Below are 16,519 nucleotides of genomic sequence, written 5' to 3' on the forward strand. Positions count from 1 at the left end.
GGGGTCGCGGACCGGGGCTCGGACGCTCTCCGTTACAGCTCGTCGCCGAACGCGTCGGCCAGCTCGCGGTACTCGGCCAGCGGCAGCCCCGCCCTGCCGCCCTCCGCCGTGACCACCTGGAGCGCCACGTGGTCCGCGCCCGCGTCCACGTACTCGCGCGTCCGCGCCTTCACCCGCTCGGCGTCGCCCAGCGCGAAGAGGGCGTCCAGCAGGCGCGGGCTGCCGCCGCCGTCGAAGTCGCCCTCCGTGAAGCCGAGGCGCAGCAGGTTCCCGGTGTAGTTGGGCAGCTTGAGGTACATCGCCAGCATCCCGCGCGCCGTGTCGCGGGCCCGGCCGAGATCGGCGTCGAGCACCACGGACAGCTCGGGCGCCAGCAGCGCGTCCGGGCCGAGCGCCTGCCGCGCCTCCGCCGTGTGCGCGGCGGAGACGAGGTAGGGGTGCGCGCCCAGCGCCCGGCCGGCCGCCAGCTTCAGCATCTTCGGGCCGAGCGCCGCCAGCACCCGGTGCCGGGGGCCCACGGACGGTTCGGCGGCGTCCAGCGCGTCGAGATAGGCCACCATCGCGCTGTACGGCTTCGCGTACTGCGGGGCCAGCACGTCGTGGCTGACCCCCAGGCCGAGGACGAAGCGTCCCCGGGCGTTCGCGTCGAGCACGGCGACGCGGGCGGCCACCTCCTCGGCGGTGTGGCTCCAGATGCTCAGGATGCCCGTCGCGACGGTGATGGTCCGGGTGGCGGCGACGATCTCGGCGGCGTCGTCGGGGGAGGGGCTGCTGCCGAGCCACAGCGTCCCGTAACCCAGCGCCTCGATCTCGGCGGCGGCCTCCGTCATCGCCTTCCTGCCGTCGGCGTCCGCCCGCGACGCGTGCAGGGCCCCGCTCCAGATGCCGATCCGGCCGAACGTCTCACGCTTCTCAGAAGTCATGCCGGGGACAACAGCGGCCATCACGCACTATTCCCGCGCCTCCCGCGAATGGGTGGACCGTCTTCCGGCACACCGTCAGGGGGCGGTGAGCGGGGCCCATGTGGCGCAGTCGCCGCGTGTGCGGCGGCGGTGCCGGGGCAACCGGCGGATATTGGATGCCCTGCGGCTCCGCAGGACGCACCCGCCCGGACGAGGAGGAAGCTGCCGTGACGACCCCCGCCGCATCGGAGGGACCCGGGGACAGGGAACGGCGCCCGGACCGGGGGCGCGACCGGCGCGACGAGGCGGCGGCACCCGGCGATTCCGGACTCGGCACCGTCACCACCGCCGTCCCGGCCAGGCTCGACCGGCTGCCGTGGTCGCGCTGGCACTGGATGATCGTCATCGGCCTCGGCACGGTGTGGATTCTCGACGGCCTCGAAGTCACGACGGTCGGCAACATCGCGAGCCGGCTCGCCGAGGACGGGTCGGGCCTGGACATCACGTCTGCCCAGGTCACCGGGCTCGCGGCGGCACTCTACGTGGCGGGTGCCTGCACGGGGGCGCTGTTCTTCGGCTGGCTCACCGACCGCTACGGCCGCAAGAAGCTGTTCATGGTGACGCTCGCGGTCTACCTCGCCGCGACCGCCATGACCGCGCTGTCCTTCAGCGCCTGGTGGTTCTTCCTCTTCCGCTTCCTCACCGGCTTCGGCATCGGCGGCGAGTACGCGGCGATCAACTCGGCCATCGACGAGCTCATCCCCTCGAAATACCGGGGCCGGGTCGACCTCATCATCAACGGCAGCTACTGGCTGGGCGCGGTCGGCGGTGCGCTGCTGTCGATCGTCATGCTGGACACCGACATCTTCCCCAAGGACCTCGGCTGGCGCCTCACCTTCGCGCTCGGCGTCGTCCTGGGCCTGGTCATCCTCCTCGTACGCCGGCACGTCCCGGAGAGTCCGCGGTGGCAGTTCATCCACGGCCACGGCGACGAGGCCGACGAACTGGTCGACTCCGTCGAGCGGGAGGTCGAGGCGGAGAAGCGCGAGAAGCTGCCGCCGCCGGCCGGAGAGATCACGATCCACCAGCGCAAGAGCATCGGCTTCGGGCTCATCGCCAGGACCGTCTTCCGCAGCTACCCCAAGCGCGCGGTGCTCGGCCTCTCCCTCTTCATCGGGCAGGCGTTCCTCTACAACGCGATCACCTTCGGCTTCGGTGCGATCCTCACCACGTTCTACGACGTGGAGAGCGGCCACACCGGCTACTACTTCGCGGTGATCGCGGCCGGCAACTTCATCGGCCCGCTCGTGCTGGGCAAGCTGTTCGACACCATCGGACGGCGCATCATGATCGCCGGCACCTACATCCTGCCGGGCATCCTGCTCTTCATCACGGCCTGGCTGTTCGACCGGGGCTCGCTCACCGCCAACACCCTCACCGCGTGCTGGTGCGTGGTGCTGTTCTTCGCGTCGGCCGGAGCCAGCAGCGCGTATCTCACGGTCTCCGAGGTCTTCCCCATGGAGACCCGCGCGATGGCCATCGCCTTCTTCTACGCGATCGGCACCGCGGCCGGCGGGATCAGCGGCCCCCTGATCTTCGCCGACCTCACCGAATCGGGCGTCCCCGGCGACACCGCCCTCGCGTTCTCCATCGGCGCGGCCCTGATGTGCGCGGCGGGCCTGGTCGCCGCCTTCCTCGCGGTCGACGCGGAACAGCGCTCCCTGGAGGACATCGCCAAGCCCCTGTCCCAGACCTCGTAACACCCCCGGGCGCACCCCTCACCCGGACGCGGGTCCGGCCAGTCCGTGCAGCAGCAGCCGGGTCAGCGTGTCGATGATCTCGTCGTCGGAGACCGCCGGCCGCCCGGGCCCCGCCGTCGTCACCGCGAACGCGAGCTGCGAGACCATCGCGCCCATGGCGGCGGCCACCACGGCCGGATCGCCCGGGAGCCGGTGCCCCCGGTCGCGCAGCCAGGCCAGGTGCTCGCGGAAGATACCGGTGTCCCCGGCCAGGCTCGCCCAGGCGCGCCCCTCGCTCGGCGGCCCCGCGAAGGTGGTCTGCATCATCGCCACGATCACCGGGAGATGATCGCGGATCACCCCCCAGGTGGCCGCCAGATGTGCCCGCAGCTGCGCCGGGTCGGTCAGGTCGTGGCCGGCCGGGTGCTCCTGTGCGCCCATCTCCGCGTGCAACTGCGCGTTCAGGTCGCCCACCAACGCCTTGAGCAGGTCTTCCTTGTCCGCGAAGTGCGCGTAGAAGGAGCCGGTGGCGCGCCCGGCCTCACGCGTGATGTCGGTGATCTTCGTATCGAGGTAGCCCCGCTCGGCGAACAGCCGGCGCGCCGCCTCCTTCAGCGCCGCCCCGGTCTCGGCGGCCCTCTCCTTGCGAACGCCCATCGGACGGTGGCTCCTTGTCGCGCTTGACGTGCGGTCGGGTGCCCATCATAGTGAACCCGAGTTCGATGAATTGTGATTCACTGAATATGGATTCAGGGGGCTGATGTGAACGTCATCGTCGTCGGCGGGGGAGTGGCCGGAGTGGCGAGCGCCATCGCGTTGCGGCGGCTCGGCGCGGAGGTCACGGTCTACGAGGCGTACGCCGAACCGGCGGGCCGGGTCGGCTCGTTCCTCAGCCTCGCGTCCAACGGGCTACGGGTGCTGCGCGCCCTGGACGTCCTGGACCAGGTGCGGAGCGCGGGCTTCGACGTGCCGCGCCAGCGCATGTGGTCCGGGTCCGGCAAGCTGCTCGGGGACGTACCGAGGGGACGGCTCGGCGGCGACGGGCTGCACAGCGTGACCCTGATGCGCGGCGCCCTGGTCGAGACACTGCGCACCGAGGCGCTGGCCGCCGGTGCACACCTCGTCACCGGCGAACGCCTGGTGGACGCCGTCGCGACGGACACCGGTGTACGCACGGTCTTCGCGAGCGGCCGCACGGCCGAGGCGTCCCTGCTCGTCGGCGCGGACGGCATCCACTCGGTGACCCGCACCCTGCTCGACCCGGGCGCCCCCGTCCCCGCGTACGCCGGTCTGTACAGCATCTCCGGCGTCTCCGAAGGTGTGCCCGTCGAACCCGGCGTCTTCCACATGACGTTCGCCCGCAACGGCGCCTTCCTCCACCTCGCGGCCCCGGACGGCAGGGTCTGGTGGTCCGCCCAGGTCGCGAGCCCCGGAGAGCCGGACCTCGGCCGCGGCGACGCGGCATGGCTCACCCACCTCGCCGCTCTCCACCGGCACGAGCGGGTGCCGTCCGCCGTCCTCGCCGCCACCGTCGCACTGCACCGCCCCACCCTGACGCACACCCTGGGCCCGGTGACGGTCCGTCACAACGACCGCATCGTGCTGCTCGGCGACGCCGACCACCCCGTGGGCGCCGGCCAGGGCGCGTCGATGGCGCTGGAGGACGCCCTCGTGCTCGCACGCTCGCTCGGCACGGAGCCCTCAGTACCGGCCGCCCTCACGGCGTACGACGCCGCGCGCTCGGACCGCCTCGCGCGGATGGCCAGGGCGGCGGCGGGCAACCGCGACGCCAAGACGGCGGGCCCGCTCGGCCGTTGGGCGCGGGACCTGATGATGCCGGTCGGCATCCGCCTCTTCTACGAGAAGGCCATGGCCTGGCTCTACACGTACGACTGCGGTGAACTCCCCACCCCACGGGCGGGCGTGCTACGGGACTGACCGAACCCGGTCCCGGCCGAGTGGACGGCACGTCCGGCCGTACGGGAGGCTCCGGATGTGATCGAGCGAGAAGAGGCTGTGCGCCTCGTAGCGGAGCAGTTGGAGCGCGAGCACCGCGAGTGGCTGGCCAAGGGGGTGGAGCAGCCGGCCGTCGCCGTGGCCGAAGCCGAGGAACACGAGCTGGTGTGGATCGTGCACTGGCAGTCCGTGAAGTACCTGCGGACCGAATCCTTCAGGGACATGCTGCTGGGCGTCGGGCCGTATCTGGTCGACCGCGTCGACGGGGGCCTGCACCGGATCGGCGCCGTCTCGGCGATGTCCGGCGCATGGGAGGACGACTACCGGGGCCGGATCCGGGGACTGCCCGTCCGTACGGCGGTGGACGACCTCCACGACGCCGTACGGGCGGCAGCCGCCGAGCACGGGCGGCTGCACGCGGTGCGGCTGCTGCGCCGGACACTGCCGGGCATGTCGCCCTCGGAGGCCGCGAATTACGCACGCACCCTGCTGGACGGCGAGCCGCCCGCGCACTTCGTGGCCGCCGCGACGGCGGAGCTGGTCGAACCGATCAACCCGGTCGAAATGGTGAAGACCGTCCGGCCGGGCCGCGCACCTTGAGGAAACCGCGCGCCTCAGGACCCAGCCCCGCACGGCAGGCCCCCCGGTCAGCTGCCCTCCCCGTGCACGAAGCCGAACCTCGCCAGGCAGTGCCACACCTTCTTGACCGCCTGCGGGTCGAACCGCCCCGAGCGCGCCGCGTCCCCGACGACACGGGGGTCGAGCACACCGTCCACGGCGATGGCCGCGCCCAGGTCCACGTACTCCTGCCCCCGGTAGCCGGGATGCCGGCGCAGTCCGTCCACCGAGAGGCGGAACCCGGGGTGCCACTCCACCGGACAGCCCAGCCGCCCGGCGGCCGCCGCCACCTCCGTGCCCCGGTAGCAGGGGTCCAGGACCAGCGCCTCCACATGGGCGTCCGGGCGGACCGGCCCGTGCACCTGCGCCTCGATGTAGTCGTCCAGCACATCCCGCTCATCGGCCCGCGCGAGGGCGATCAGACCCATACGCGCGGCGACCCCGAAGTCCGTGGGGCCGAAGAAGCTGTCCGGATAGCAGAAGGTCGTACGCTCCAACGCCCCGGCGCCCAGCCGGAAATGCGCGGAACCGAACCGCGGCGCCGCGCCGACCACGTACCGGCGGAAGTTCAACGCCCCGTAGACCGGCCGCTCCCCGGCCGGCGCGCTGTCGTACACCCCGCCGAACATCCTGCTCTCCCAGTGCCACCGGTCACCGCCCGGATAGGCCGTGAGACCCCCGTTGCTCGTGCCGGTCACGAACTGCGAGGAGTAGACACCGGTTTCGGCCATCGCCTCCAGCACGGGCAGGCCGGCCCGCAGACGGTCCGGATGGAAGTTGAGGGTCACACGCAGCGCCGGGTCCGCCGCAGGGCCCGAGGCCAGCGCCGCGACATGGGCGAGAGCACGCAGGGAGTTCATCGGCACAGTGTTTCCGCAGACGGCCGGTCGCCGCACGGCATTACTCACCGCTCGGCAGGCGGCGCGGTGCCGATATGGTTTCTCCGGCGCGCAACACGACCGACCGGGGGGCCTTCGTGAGTCTGACCGCACAGATACTGCCGCTCGCCGGCGTCGCCCTGGGGGCCGTCACCTCGTTCCTGGTGACCAGCGCCCATGAGCGTACGAAATGGCGCAGACAGCAGGCCGTGCGATGGGACGAACGCCGCCTCACCGCCTACGCCGAATACGCGCACGCGGTCAAGGAACTGGCCGCGCGCTATCAGATGCTCGCCGCCGGCCGGGGGCTCACGACCGGGCCCATCCCCGTGGAGGCGACCCCCGAGGTCCTGACCGAGGTCGGCCGGCTGGAATCGCGGCGCTCCGCGCTCTCGGAAACGCTCGGCCTGCTCGGCGACACCGAGGCGAACACCGCGTCCAAGTCCGTGGACCACTGCCTGTGGCGCCTTGAGGCCCTGGCCCGGGGCGTCGAGACCTCGGCCGAGCAGGACTGGGACCAGGCGTACCGGCAGTTCCGGCAGGCACGCGACCGTTACGTCGACCGCGCCCGGGCCAGCCTCGGCGTGCCGGGGGCCGCCGCGCGCGCCGTGCCCTGGCCGGACGACTGGCGGCCCACCGCCGGCTGAGCGGGGCGGGCGCGCGGTGCGCTACCTTCCTGGGGTTATGGACGAGGACGCCGAGGCACCTTTCAGCGGGGCACCCTTCATCGACCCGGAGTCGGACTACCCGTGCTGCTGGTTCTGCCCCGCGCTGCGGCTGCCGCGCACCGGTTTCCTCGTCGCGGACCGGCCCAGCCGGGACTGGCCATTCGACGCGGCGGACGGCTTCCGGTACACCGTGGACACCCGGACCCCGGTCTGCGTCCACCCCGGCCGGGTCGGCCTGGCGGCGGAGCTCACCGCCCGGACCTATGTGGACCCGCCGCTGCCGGACCCCGGGCAGGACGCCCCGGACGGGCACCCGCGCCGGTGGTGGCGGCTGCGGCGGCCCGGCGTCCGGGCCGTACCGGCGCGCCGGTAGCCTGGGACGCCATGACGCGTGCCTGGCTGCTGCCGATCCTCTTTCTCGCCTCCGGGGCGGCCGTCGCCGCCGGACTGATCGCCCGGGGGAGCACCGGCGAAGGCGTCGCCCTTCTGGTGGCCTTCGTACTGCTCGCCGGCCTGAATTCGCCCCTGGTCTTCCCGAGGTCGGTCAGCGCGGCGGAGGCCCGGCGCCGCAGCGCGGCCGACGGCCGGCCCATCGTCTTCTGGCGGCCGGGCTGCACATACTGCCTGCGGCTGCGGTTCCGGCTGCGCCGGCACGCCCGCCGGCTGCACTGGGTCGACATCTGGCGCGACCCCGAGGCCGCCGCCGCGGTGCGCGCGGTCAACGACGGCAACGAGACCGTCCCCACCGTCTTCGTGGCGGGACAGCCCCACACCAACCCGGACCCGGCGTGGGTACGCGCCCGGATCGCCCAGCGTGACCCGGGGGACAGGCCCTAGTCCTCCACGCGCAGCCCCAGCCGCTCCGCGACCGTCCCCAGGGCCGCCCCCAGCGGAAGCCCGATCCGCGCGACGGCCTGGCCGTCGCCCCGGGTCGGCTCCCGGTTCACGATGAGCACCGGCTTCCCGGCCCGCGCCGCCTGCCGGACGAACCGCAGCCCGGACATCACCGTCAGCGAGGACCCCAGGACGAGCAGCGAGGACGCCGTACGGACCAGCTCGCGGCAGTGCTCGACCCGCGCCGGGGGCACCGACTCGCCGAAGAACACCACATCCGGCTTGAGGACGCCGCCGCAGACCTCGCACGGCACCACCCGGAAGTCCCCGACCTGCTCGTCGGTGAGATCGGCGTCGCCGTCCGGATTGACCCCGGCCGCCACCGGCTGGAACCCGGGGTTCGCCTCCTCAAGCCGCCGCGCGACCTCCCGCCGCGCGACGAACGTGCCGCAGTTCAGGCAGACCACCCGGTCCAGGCCGCCGTGAAGCTCCACCACGTCCTCGCTGCCGGCGGCCTGATGCAGCCCGTCGACGTTCTGGGTGATCACCCCGGACAGCGCACCGCCGCGCCCGAACACGGCCACCGCCCGGTGACCGGCGTTCGGAAGGGCCCGCCGGAACGTCTTCCAGCCGAGGTGGCTGCGCGCCCAGTACCGCCGCCGGGCCGCGGCACCGGACGTGAAGTCCTGGTACGTCATCGGCGTGTGCCGGCTCAGGCTCCCGCCCTCGCCCCGGTAGTCGGGGATGCCGGACTCCGTCGAGATACCCGCCCCGCTCAGCACCAGCACACCGGCCCGGCCGAGCGCGTCGACCACGGGTTCCAGGTCGGTGGTGGCCGGGGGCAGCCCCGTGGTGGGGGTCCAGCTCAGAGTGGGGCGCATCCGCATGCGTCCAGGGTACGGAACCGGCCGCCGACCGCCCCGCCGTCAGGACAGCAGCTCGATGTACCCGTCGGTGCCGTGGACGCGGATGCGCTGCCCGTCCCGGATGCGCCGCGTGGCGTGCTCGACGCCCACGACGGCCGGCAGACCGTACTCCCGGGCGATCACCGCGCCATGCGTCATCAGCCCGCCCACCTCGGTCACCAGGCCCGCGATCCCGACGAACAGCGGCGACCAGCTGGGGTCCGTGAAGGTGGTGACCAGGATGTCGCCCGCATCGAGGTCCGCCTCGGACACGTCCAGGATCACCCGGGCCCTTCCCTCGACGGTCCCGGCGGAAACCGGCAGCCCGTTCAGCGCGCCCTCCGGCACGTCGTCGCGCCGGTATGCCCCGTTCACCGCCTCGCCGTCCGAGGTGAGCACCCGGGGCGGGGTGAGCGCGCTGTACGCCCGGAATTCCTCCTTGCGGCGCCGGATCAGCTCCTGGTCCACCACGCCGGAGCGCACGGCGTCACCGAACTCCTCCAGGGTGAGGTGGAAGGCGTCCTCCCGGTCGGCCAGCACCCCGGCGCCGGCCAGGCGGCCGGCCTCCCGCATGAGGGCCTGCTTGTAGAGGAAGTAGCGGCAGACGATCCCGTACTTCGGGTACTCGCGGTAGCCGATGAAGGTGCGGACCCGGTCGATCATCGCCTTGGTCTCGTCGGCCTTCCGGTCCCCGTCCGGAAGCGCCCGCAGCCGGGCGAGCACGTCCCGCTCCTTCGCCAGGGCCTTCCGCCGCCCCTCCTCGAAGCGCCGCGCGGCCGTGCCCGGCCCGAAGAGCCGTACGTTGTCCAGGATCACCGGCACCAGCGCGCTGGGACGTTCGCTCCAGCGCGGCCGGCTGATGTCGATCTCGCCGACGCACCGCATGCCGTACCGGCCGAGATACGCCTCGATGGCCTCGCGCGCCGCAGCCCCGCCCACGACCTTCCCCAGGCCGTCCAGGAAGCCGTCGTCGTCGCCGACGCCCCGCAGATATGCCACCGCCTCCGGATGCGGGCGGATCGCGTCGGCGACGTCGAGGAGCGCGAGGCCCATCTCCGAGGTCACGTTGCCGGGGGCGGAGAGGGTGAGCGTGTCGGCCGCGTTCTTCTCGCCGAGCCATTCGAGCAGTTTCTCGTTGAGCCACCAGGTGGACTCCATGCCCGCCATGATCGCCTGCATGTTCACGGGGTCGCCGAGCACCCGCTTGTGCTCCTCGAAGGCCGTCGGCAGGAAGTCGAACAGGGCCGGTCCGGTGTGCGTCCGGATGTCGCGCGCCAGGGCGGCGACGGACGCCTCGCTGCGCGCGATCAGCCCCGCGACGACGGCCGGGTCGGTCGCGATCGGGTCGGGCCCGCCACCGGCCGGCGGCGCGGCGGGCGCCGGGTCGGGGAGCGTCGGGACGAAGCCGGGGCGGGCGAGGACGGTCTCCAGGGCGTCCCTGACCAGCGGATCACCCTTGCCCATCAGGTCCAGGAGCCCGGCCCGGGCGGACGGCGGGCCGAGGCGCCGGGTGACGTCCACGAACAGCCGCCCGCCGGCCGCCGGCATCGGAACCATGGCGGTCTTCCGCCACATCGACAGACCCAGGGGCTTCATCGCGTCGGTCATCATCTGCTGATGCCCGACGGAGACGTAGACGTGATTCTCGCCGTCGTCCGCCTCCGGGACGGGGAACAGCGTCGTGACCGGCCGGCTCTGGACGATCCGGAAACCGTCGTCGGACAGACACCACTCGATGTCCTGCGGGCGGCCGAAGCGGGCCTCGATCCGCCGCCCGAGCCGTACGAGCCCGAGGACCTGTCTGTCCGTCAGCGCCGGCTCCTCGCGCCGCCGCGCGCCGACCGCCACCTCCCGCGTGCCCCCGCCGTCCAGGGCCTCGACCGCACGCTCCTTGACGGCGATCGACCGGGTGGGTGATCTCGCCGTCGCGCACGGTGAAGACGTCCGGGTTGACCAGACCGGAGACCAGGGCCTCGCCCAGCCCGAAGCCGGCGTCCACCGTGGCGTCCTTGCGGTTGCCGGTCACCGGGTCGGCCGTGAAGAGGACGCCCGACGCCCGCGGGAAGACCATCCGCTGCACGACGACGGCCATGTGCACGGTGCGGTGGTCGATGCCGCCCCGCCGGCGGTACGTCACGGCCCGCTCGGTGAACAGCGAAGCCCAGCACCGGCTGAGATGCCGGAGCACCGACGCCGCGCCCACGACGTTCAGATACGAGTCCTGCTGGCCCGCGAAGGAGGCCGTCGGCAGATCCTCCGCCGTCGCGCTGGACCGTACGGCGTACGCGGCGTGCTCCCCGTGCCGGGCGAGTGCGCCGGTCACCGCCGCCACCAGCTCGTCCGGCAGGGGCAGGTCCTCGACGGTCCGCCGGAGCTCCGCGCTCAGGGCACGCACGGCCTCCCGGTCGTCCGGGTCCACGCCCGCCAGCCGGTCGAGCTGTCCGGCGACCGCAGGTTCCGAGGCCACGACGCGCCGGAAGGCGTCCGTCGTGACGCAGAACCCGCCCGGCACCCGGACGCCCTCGATCCGCGACAGCGTGGCCAGATGCGCGCCCTTGCCGCCGACGGCCGCGACCGGCGCCCCATCGGCCTCGTTCAGATCCCACACGTACCGCTCGCGCACGCAGCGTCCTCATTTCCGCAGGCCGGGGTGGTCAGGCCGATGATTCTGCGGCACCCCCCGGCCCTTGCCGCAAGCCCCCCGGTGCGCTATACGTTGGATAGGGCAGGGAGACGGTTCTCCCTGCTTTCTGTTTTGTACGCCGTGCCGGCCGCTCCGCCCGCCACCGGCACGCGCCCCCGGCCACCTCATCGGGTCAGGAACCGGGCCGCCCCCTCCGCAGCAGCACCGGCCGCAGCCGGCTGTAGCCGCGTACCGACACCGGGCGCAGCGGCCTCAGCGTGTACGCCGCCGTCCCCGCCAGCTCCCCGGCGAGCGCGGTGTTGACCAGGACGGACGCGGGGCGGGCCACCGCCGTCAGCCGGGCCGCGACGTTGACCGCCGCCCCGTAGACGTCACCGAAGCGGCCGATCACGGGGCCGTGGGCGAGCCCGGTCCGCACCTGCGGCAGCTTCGGATCGGCCTGGGCTCGGGCCGACAGTTCGAGGCCGATCCCGGCGGCGTCGGCCGCGGACTCGCAGACGAAGAGCACCTCGTCCCCGATGGTCTTCACCACCTGGCCCCGGCCCTCGGCCACCACATCGCCGGTCATGGTCTCGAACCGGTCGAGCACACCCACCAGTTCGGCGCCGTCCAGACCACGGGTCATCCGGGTGTAGCCCACCATGTCGGTGAACCCGACCGCACGCTCCCGGACATGCGCGCCGTCACCGGCCGCACCGCCCTCCTCCCGCTCCTCGGCCGGCAACTGCCCGGCATGCGCGACGAGATGGCGGCGCCAGACATACCGCTGAAGGCGCTCGATCTCCGGCAGCAGCACCGCCATGTGCGCCAGGAGGGCTTCCCGGCCGGGCGCGGTGTCCCCGGCCCGCTCCATCCAGTCCCGCAGGGTGTCCACCTGCCAGTCGGCGAGCCGGGAGAGATGGTGGCCGAGGGCCCGGGCCATCAGAGCCTCGCTGTGCTCGGTGATCAGCCCGGCCGCGATGAGGCGTTCCCCCGCGCGAAGGGCCTCCACATCGGCGTCCGTGAACACCCTGGCGTCGTCGTCCAGCGCCGGGAACCCGAGTGCGCGCCACACCCGTACGGCACGCTCGAACTCCACCCCGGCGCGCGCGGCCACGTCCCGTCGCGTCCAGACCCGGCCCCCGCCGAGCAGCACCTCCTCGACGGTCTCCGGCTTTCCGCTCATGTGGTGTGCACGATCAGGACGTCGAGGCCGGCCTTTCTGGCGACATCCGCCGGCACGGACCCGAGCAGCCGCCCCGCCAGCGACCGCAGCCCCCTGTTTCCGACCACCAGGAGGTCGGCCGAGCACTTCCGGGCCGCCCGCACGAGCGACGGGACCGGCTCACCCTCCACGGCGACCGTACGCACCTTCGACGCGCCCTGGAGACGCGCACGGTCTCTCGCGGCTCTCAACGTCTCCTCGGCCGGCGCCGAGCCCACCACCTGGTACGCCTCCGCACCCAACTGATCCTGCGCGGCCGCGAGTTCCGGGCCGCGCATAGGGGCGTACGCGCAGGTGATGACAAGCTCGGCACCGCACACGGCGGCGAGGCGCGCGGCGGCCTCGACGGCCGCGTACGACGATTCCGAACCGTCCGTGCCGACCAGGAGGGTCTGATAGGCGGTCAACGCAATCTCCTTACTCCGAAGTAAACTTACTTCAGAGTAAGGTATGGGCCAGGGCAGGCCCGAGCAAGACCGGGCAACGGCCCCGGAGGCATGGGGCCAGGGGTACGCCGTCGAGGCGTGCGCCGCGGTCCTCGACCGGTTCGCGGAGACGTGCCGGGGCGAACCCGTGGTGCTCTTCACCCAGACCGCCAACGCCCCCTCCGTGCGCCTCGCCGAGAAGCTCGGATTCACCGAGATCCACCGCTTCGAGGCGTGGGGCGCCGAGCAGTGGATGGGTGTACGGCACCCGGCCGCGTAACCCGTCACAGCACCGCTGTCACGCGTCGAGCACGGCGGCGACCGCCTCGATCTCGACCAGCTGATCCTTGTAACCCAGCACGGTGACGCCCATCAGCGTGCTCGGCACGTCATGGTCGCCGAAGGTGTCCCGGACCACCTGCCAGGCCGCCACCAGGTCCTCCTGGCGGCTCGACGCCACGAGCACCCGGGTGCTGATGACGTCCTGGAGGGACGCGCCGGCGGCACGGAGGGCGACCTCCATGTTCTCGACGGCCTTGAGCGCCTGGCCCGCGTAGTCCCCGGCCGCCGCCGTCGAACCGTCGTCGTTCAGCGGGCACGCCCCGGCGAGGAAGATCAGCCGGGACTCGGCGGGCGCCGTCGCCGCGTACGCGTACTCGGCGACATCGGAGAGGGCAGCCGAGCGGATCAGGGTGACGGCGCGGGGCATGGGGCGGGGGTCCAATCGCGTAGAGAGCGGAACCCGGACATCCTGCCAACGCGACCCGCCCCCGTCTCCTTCTTTTCCACCCGCCCTCAGAGCCTCTCGCCCGCCGCCCAGCGCAGGCCCCCCAGCAGATGGCCCCGGAACGCCGGGTCGGTGTAGGCAGCCTCCGCGTGTCCGAGGGCGGTGTAGAACGAGCGGCCCGCGCCGGACTCCCGGCACCAGACCAGGGGGTGGTCGGACCCCATGCCCCCGCCCTCGTAACCGGTCTCGGCGATCGTCGCCAGGACCCGCACCCCGGGCAGGCCGCGCGGGTTGCTCCGGAAGTCGTACCACTCGTCGTGCCGGTCCCAGCGCGGCGGCAGATGGCGCGTCGCCGGATGGTCCGGGTCCTCGATCAGCACGGTGCCGGGCTGGAATGCGGGGTGCCCCGCGAAGCGCGCACCGAGCAGCTCCCCGTAGTACGGCCAGTCGTACTCGGTGCACGCGGCGGAGTGGACCCCCATGAAACCGCAGCCGTCGGCAAGCCGGCGCCGGAGCGCGTCCCGCCCGTCCGGGGTGAGCACATCGCCGCTGGTGGACAGGAAGACCACCGCACTCCGCCCCGCCAGGGACGCGTCGGTGAAGACCGAGGGGTCCTCGGAGCACTCCACCCCGAACCCGTACTCCTCGCCGAGCGCGCGCAGGGCCGCCCGCCCGGCGGGGATCGAGTCATGGCGGTAGGCCGTGGTGCGGGTGAAGACGAGAACGTCCGACAGGCGGCCGGTACGGGGCATGCTGCGACTCCGGGGTCCGGGTGGTGCACGAGGGCGACGGTCACCGGCAGTCTGCCCAGGCGGGCGGGTATCCCACGCGTACGTACCGGCTGGGCAACCGTTCGAAGCCCGGGAGCCTTCCCGCCGGGGCGCGTCCTTAGACTCGCGGCATGAACAACCTCACGTGCACCCACTGCGGAACCGTCGGCCTGGAGGACGGCTTCATCGAGGACGGCGGCGACCACTCGCGCGGGTACTCCCGCTGGATAGAGGGCGCCCTGGAACGCGGTGTCTTCGGCGGCGCCAAGCGCATGGGCCGGCCACGCCGGCAGATCGAGGCGTTCCGCTGCCCCAAGTGCGGCCACCTGGACCTGTTCGCCACCAACCACGTGTAGGCCACGTGCGGGACCCGTCCGGCGGACCGGTCCGTTTCGGATACGCCGACGATATGCGGCAGCTCGTAGCATGACCGCATGCGTGTGCTGATCGTCGAGGATGAACCGTATATGGCGGAAGCCATCCGCGACGGTCTGCGCCTGGAGGCCATCGCGGCCGACATCGCGGGCGACGGCGACACCGCGCTCGAACTCCTGGAAGTCAACAGCTACGACATCGCCGTCCTCGACCGGGACATCCCCGGGCCGTCCGGCGACGAGATCGCCCGGCGGATCGTCGCCTCCGGGAGCGGCATGCCGATCCTGATGCTCACCGCCGCCGACCGGCTCGACGACAAGGCGTCCGGCTTCGGACTCGGCGCCGACGACTACCTCACCAAACCCTTCGCCCTGCGGGAACTCGTGCTCAGGCTCCGGGCGCTCGACCGCAGACGCGCGCACAGCCGGCCGCCCGTGCGGGAGGTGGCGGGCCTGCGCCTGGACCCCTTCCGCCGCGAGACCCACCGCGACGGCCGGTACGTCGCGCTGACCCGTAAACAGTTCGCGGTCCTCGAAGTCCTCGTCGCAGCCGAAGGCGGTGTCGTCAGCGCCGAGGAACTGCTGCGACGGGCCTGGGACGAGAACGCGGACCCGTTCACCAACGCCGTACGCATCACCGTCTCCGCACTGCGCAAGCGGCTCGGCGAGCCGTGGATCATCGCCACCGTGCCTGGCGTCGGCTACCGCATCGACACCGCGCCGGGACCGGGCGACGAGGCGACCGGCCGTGGCTAGACAGCCGGGCATGAGCATCCGCCTCAAGCTCACCCTCAGCTACACCGGGTTCGTCCTGCTGGCCGGCATCCTGATGCTCGTCACCGGATGGCTGTTCCTGACGCGCGTACCGCACATCGGGCTGGTCTTCGTGCCCGACTACCAACTCGCCGTCGCCCGCGACTTCGCCCCGCTGGCCGCCGTAACGCTGTCGTTCCTGCTGGTGTTCGGCCTCGGCGGGGGATGGTTCCTCGCCGGCCGCATGCTCGCGCCCCTCAACAGCATCACGCAGGCCACCCGCACGGCCGCCGCCGGGTCGCTGTCCCACCGCATCCGACTGCCCGGACGCCAGGACGAGTTCCGCGAACTCGCCGACGCCTTCGACACAATGCTCGCCCAACTCGAAGCGCACGTCGGCGAACAGCAGCGGTTCGCCGCCAACGCCTCCCACGAACTGCGCACCCCGCTCGCCGTGACGAAAGCACTGCTCGACGTGGCCCGCGCCGACCCGGACCGCGCCACCGACCCGCTCATCGACCGCCTCCACACCGTCAACACCCGCGCCATCGACCTCACCGAGGCGCTGCTCCTGCTCAGCCGGGCGGACCGGCAGACCTTCACCCGCGAGGACGTCGACCTCTCCCTCGTAGCGGAGGAGGCGACCGAAACGCTCCTGCCGCTCGCCGAGAAACACGGGGTCACCCTGGAAGCCGACGGCGACATCGCCCCCACGACCGGATCGCCCGCCCTCCTGCTCCAGCTGGCCGGCAACCTCGTGCACAACGGGATCGTCCACAACCGGCCCGAACACGGCAGCGTACGGGTCACCACCGAGGTCCGCCCGCACACCGTGCTGCTCACCGTCGAGAACACCGGCGAACCCGTGCCCCCGGACCTTGTCCTGCGCCTCACCGAACCGTTCCAGCGCGGCACCGAACGCGTCCACACCGACCACCCCGGCGCAGGGCTCGGACTGGCCATCGTCCGGTCCATCACCCACGCCCACCACGGCACACTCACCCTCACCGCGCGCCCCGCCGGCGGACTCCGCGTCACGGTCGAACTGTCCGCCGCGACGCCGCGGACCTGACCGCACATCGCCCGCGTATATCGCGCACGTATCGAAATACGCATACGCCA

The 16,519-nt window shown here is 72.6% G+C and carries 17 protein-coding genes and 2 pseudogenes; 10 read left to right on the forward strand and 9 right to left on the reverse strand.

All coding sequences use genetic code 11. The features are described from left to right. Positions 1-32 precede the first annotated feature (32 nt). Positions 33-923, reverse strand: a complete 891-nt coding sequence (locus tag OG338_RS29190) for a TIGR03620 family F420-dependent LLM class oxidoreductase (protein WP_405940214.1) — start codon at positions 921-923, stop codon at positions 33-35. Between the two features lie 206 nt (positions 924-1,129). On the opposite strand from OG338_RS29190, the gene OG338_RS29195 reads away from it, so the two are divergent. Beyond that, a complete protein-coding gene (locus tag OG338_RS29195) occupies positions 1,130-2,662 on the forward strand; it encodes an MFS transporter (protein ID WP_405940215.1) in 1,533 nt (510 codons plus the stop codon). Between the two features lie 18 nt (positions 2,663-2,680). Here OG338_RS29195 and OG338_RS29200 read toward each other — a convergent pair whose 3' ends face one another. After that, a complete protein-coding gene (locus OG338_RS29200) occupies positions 2,681-3,298 on the reverse strand; it encodes a TetR/AcrR family transcriptional regulator (RefSeq protein ID WP_405940216.1) in 618 nt (205 codons plus the stop codon). A gap of 105 nt (positions 3,299-3,403) precedes the next feature. Here OG338_RS29200 and OG338_RS29205 point away from each other — a divergent pair, with 105 nt between their 5' ends. Beyond that, positions 3,404-4,579, forward strand: coding sequence for an FAD-dependent monooxygenase (locus OG338_RS29205; protein WP_405940217.1), 1,176 nt, complete (start codon positions 3,404-3,406; stop codon positions 4,577-4,579). Positions 4,580-4,636: 57 nt separating this feature from the next. Continuing rightward, positions 4,637-5,197 (forward strand): YrhB domain-containing protein, encoded by a 561-nt coding sequence (locus OG338_RS29210; RefSeq protein ID WP_405940218.1) that lies wholly within the window; start codon positions 4,637-4,639, stop codon positions 5,195-5,197. 47 nt (positions 5,198-5,244) lie between these two features. Here the strand turns inward: OG338_RS29210 and OG338_RS29215 are convergent, their stop codons facing one another. Beyond that, positions 5,245-6,075: a DUF3626 domain-containing protein gene (locus tag OG338_RS29215; protein ID WP_405940219.1), complete on the reverse strand. Its 831-nt coding sequence runs from the start codon at positions 6,073-6,075 to the stop codon at positions 5,245-5,247. 116 nt (positions 6,076-6,191) lie between these two features. Here OG338_RS29215 and OG338_RS29220 point away from each other — a divergent pair, with 116 nt between their 5' ends. The 3 genes from OG338_RS29220 to OG338_RS29230 are packed head-to-tail and all read left to right on the forward strand — an operon-like array spanning position 6,192 to position 7,598. Beyond that, entirely contained in the window at positions 6,192-6,740 is a 549-nt protein-coding gene (locus OG338_RS29220; protein ID WP_405940220.1) for a hypothetical protein, read from the forward strand. Positions 6,741-6,777: 37 nt separating this feature from the next. Next, complete coding sequence (locus OG338_RS29225; protein WP_405940221.1) at positions 6,778-7,134, forward strand: hypothetical protein; 357 nt, start codon at positions 6,778-6,780, stop codon at positions 7,132-7,134. A gap of 11 nt (positions 7,135-7,145) precedes the next feature. Beyond that, positions 7,146-7,598, forward strand: a complete 453-nt coding sequence (locus tag OG338_RS29230; protein ID WP_405940222.1) for a glutaredoxin domain-containing protein — start codon at positions 7,146-7,148, stop codon at positions 7,596-7,598. On the opposite strand, the gene OG338_RS29235 is transcribed toward OG338_RS29230, so the two are convergent. The 4 genes and pseudogenes from OG338_RS29235 to OG338_RS29250 all read right to left on the reverse strand — a co-directional run bounded on the left by OG338_RS29235 (position 7,595) and on the right by OG338_RS29250 (position 12,755). Further along, complete coding sequence (locus OG338_RS29235; RefSeq protein ID WP_405940223.1) at positions 7,595-8,482, reverse strand: NAD-dependent protein deacetylase; 888 nt, start codon at positions 8,480-8,482, stop codon at positions 7,595-7,597. The two genes, OG338_RS29230 and OG338_RS29235, sit on opposite strands and share 4 nt — an antisense overlap. Positions 8,483-8,521: 39 nt before the next feature. Then, a pseudogene (gene rph / locus OG338_RS29240) lies at positions 8,522-11,123 on the reverse strand (rifamycin-inactivating phosphotransferase). 193 nt (positions 11,124-11,316) lie between these two features. Continuing rightward, positions 11,317-12,309 carry an adenylate cyclase regulatory domain-containing protein gene (locus OG338_RS29245; protein WP_405940224.1) on the reverse strand — a complete coding sequence of 331 codons (993 nt, stop codon included), beginning with the start codon at positions 12,307-12,309 and terminating at the stop codon, positions 11,317-11,319. After that, on the reverse strand, positions 12,306-12,755 hold the full coding sequence (locus tag OG338_RS29250; protein WP_405940225.1) for a universal stress protein: 450 nt from the start codon (positions 12,753-12,755) through the stop codon (positions 12,306-12,308). The genes OG338_RS29245 and OG338_RS29250 overlap by 4 nt, the downstream gene beginning before the upstream one ends. 82 nt (positions 12,756-12,837) lie before the next feature. Between OG338_RS29250 and OG338_RS29255 the strand changes: the two are divergent. Beyond that, positions 12,838-13,053 (forward strand): annotated as a pseudogene (locus OG338_RS29255) (GNAT family N-acetyltransferase); the annotation flags it as partial. 18 nt (positions 13,054-13,071) lie between these two features. On the opposite strand, the gene OG338_RS29260 reads toward OG338_RS29255, so the two are convergent. Together OG338_RS29260 and OG338_RS29265 are read right to left on the reverse strand one after the other, a co-directional pair. Continuing rightward, positions 13,072-13,482: a RidA family protein gene (locus OG338_RS29260; RefSeq protein WP_405940226.1), complete on the reverse strand. Its 411-nt coding sequence runs from the start codon at positions 13,480-13,482 to the stop codon at positions 13,072-13,074. Between the two features lie 86 nt (positions 13,483-13,568). After that, complete coding sequence (locus OG338_RS29265; RefSeq protein WP_405940227.1) at positions 13,569-14,252, reverse strand: ThuA domain-containing protein; 684 nt, start codon at positions 14,250-14,252, stop codon at positions 13,569-13,571. Between the two features lie 149 nt (positions 14,253-14,401). Here OG338_RS29265 and OG338_RS29270 point away from each other — a divergent pair, with 149 nt between their 5' ends. The 3 genes from OG338_RS29270 (at position 14,402) to OG338_RS29280 (ending at position 16,469) form a co-directional block, all read left to right on the forward strand. Continuing rightward, positions 14,402-14,626, forward strand: a complete 225-nt coding sequence (locus OG338_RS29270; protein ID WP_405940228.1) for a hypothetical protein — start codon at positions 14,402-14,404, stop codon at positions 14,624-14,626. Between the two features lie 78 nt (positions 14,627-14,704). Then, positions 14,705-15,400, forward strand: coding sequence for a response regulator transcription factor (locus tag OG338_RS29275; RefSeq protein WP_405940229.1), 696 nt, complete (start codon positions 14,705-14,707; stop codon positions 15,398-15,400). A 10-nt stretch (positions 15,401-15,410) separates the two neighbouring features. After that, complete coding sequence (locus OG338_RS29280; RefSeq protein WP_405940230.1) at positions 15,411-16,469, forward strand: sensor histidine kinase; 1,059 nt, start codon at positions 15,411-15,413, stop codon at positions 16,467-16,469. The last annotated feature ends 50 nt before the right edge of the window (positions 16,470-16,519 follow it).

Source organism: Streptomyces sp. NBC_00726 (assembly GCF_045161735.1).
Classification (GTDB): Bacteria; Actinomycetota; Actinomycetes; order Streptomycetales; family Streptomycetaceae; genus Streptomyces.

Excerpts from the sequence above, each read along its gene's own strand:
- OG338_RS29275 (WP_405940229.1), top strand. The coding sequence starts at position 14,705 with ATGCGTGTGCTGATCGTCGAGGATGAACCGTATATGGCGGAAGCCATC.
- OG338_RS29245 (WP_405940224.1), bottom strand. The coding sequence starts at position 12,309 with ATGAGCGGAAAGCCGGAGACCGTCGAGGAGGTGCTGCTCGGCGGGGGC.
- OG338_RS29270 (WP_405940228.1), top strand. The coding sequence starts at position 14,402 with ATGAACAACCTCACGTGCACCCACTGCGGAACCGTCGGCCTGGAGGAC.
- OG338_RS29280 (WP_405940230.1), top strand. The coding sequence starts at position 15,411 with ATGAGCATCCGCCTCAAGCTCACCCTCAGCTACACCGGGTTCGTCCTG.
- OG338_RS29215 (WP_405940219.1), bottom strand. The coding sequence starts at position 6,075 with ATGAACTCCCTGCGTGCTCTCGCCCATGTCGCGGCGCTGGCCTCGGGC.
- OG338_RS29225 (WP_405940221.1), top strand. The coding sequence starts at position 6,778 with ATGGACGAGGACGCCGAGGCACCTTTCAGCGGGGCACCCTTCATCGAC.
- OG338_RS29230 (WP_405940222.1), top strand. The coding sequence starts at position 7,146 with ATGACGCGTGCCTGGCTGCTGCCGATCCTCTTTCTCGCCTCCGGGGCG.
- OG338_RS29260 (WP_405940226.1), bottom strand. The coding sequence starts at position 13,482 with ATGCCCCGCGCCGTCACCCTGATCCGCTCGGCTGCCCTCTCCGATGTC.
- OG338_RS29265 (WP_405940227.1), bottom strand. The coding sequence starts at position 14,252 with ATGCCCCGTACCGGCCGCCTGTCGGACGTTCTCGTCTTCACCCGCACC.
- OG338_RS29190 (WP_405940214.1), bottom strand. The coding sequence starts at position 923 with ATGACTTCTGAGAAGCGTGAGACGTTCGGCCGGATCGGCATCTGGAGC.
- OG338_RS29235 (WP_405940223.1), bottom strand. The coding sequence starts at position 8,482 with ATGCGGATGCGCCCCACTCTGAGCTGGACCCCCACCACGGGGCTGCCC.
- OG338_RS29200 (WP_405940216.1), bottom strand. The coding sequence starts at position 3,298 with ATGGGCGTTCGCAAGGAGAGGGCCGCCGAGACCGGGGCGGCGCTGAAG.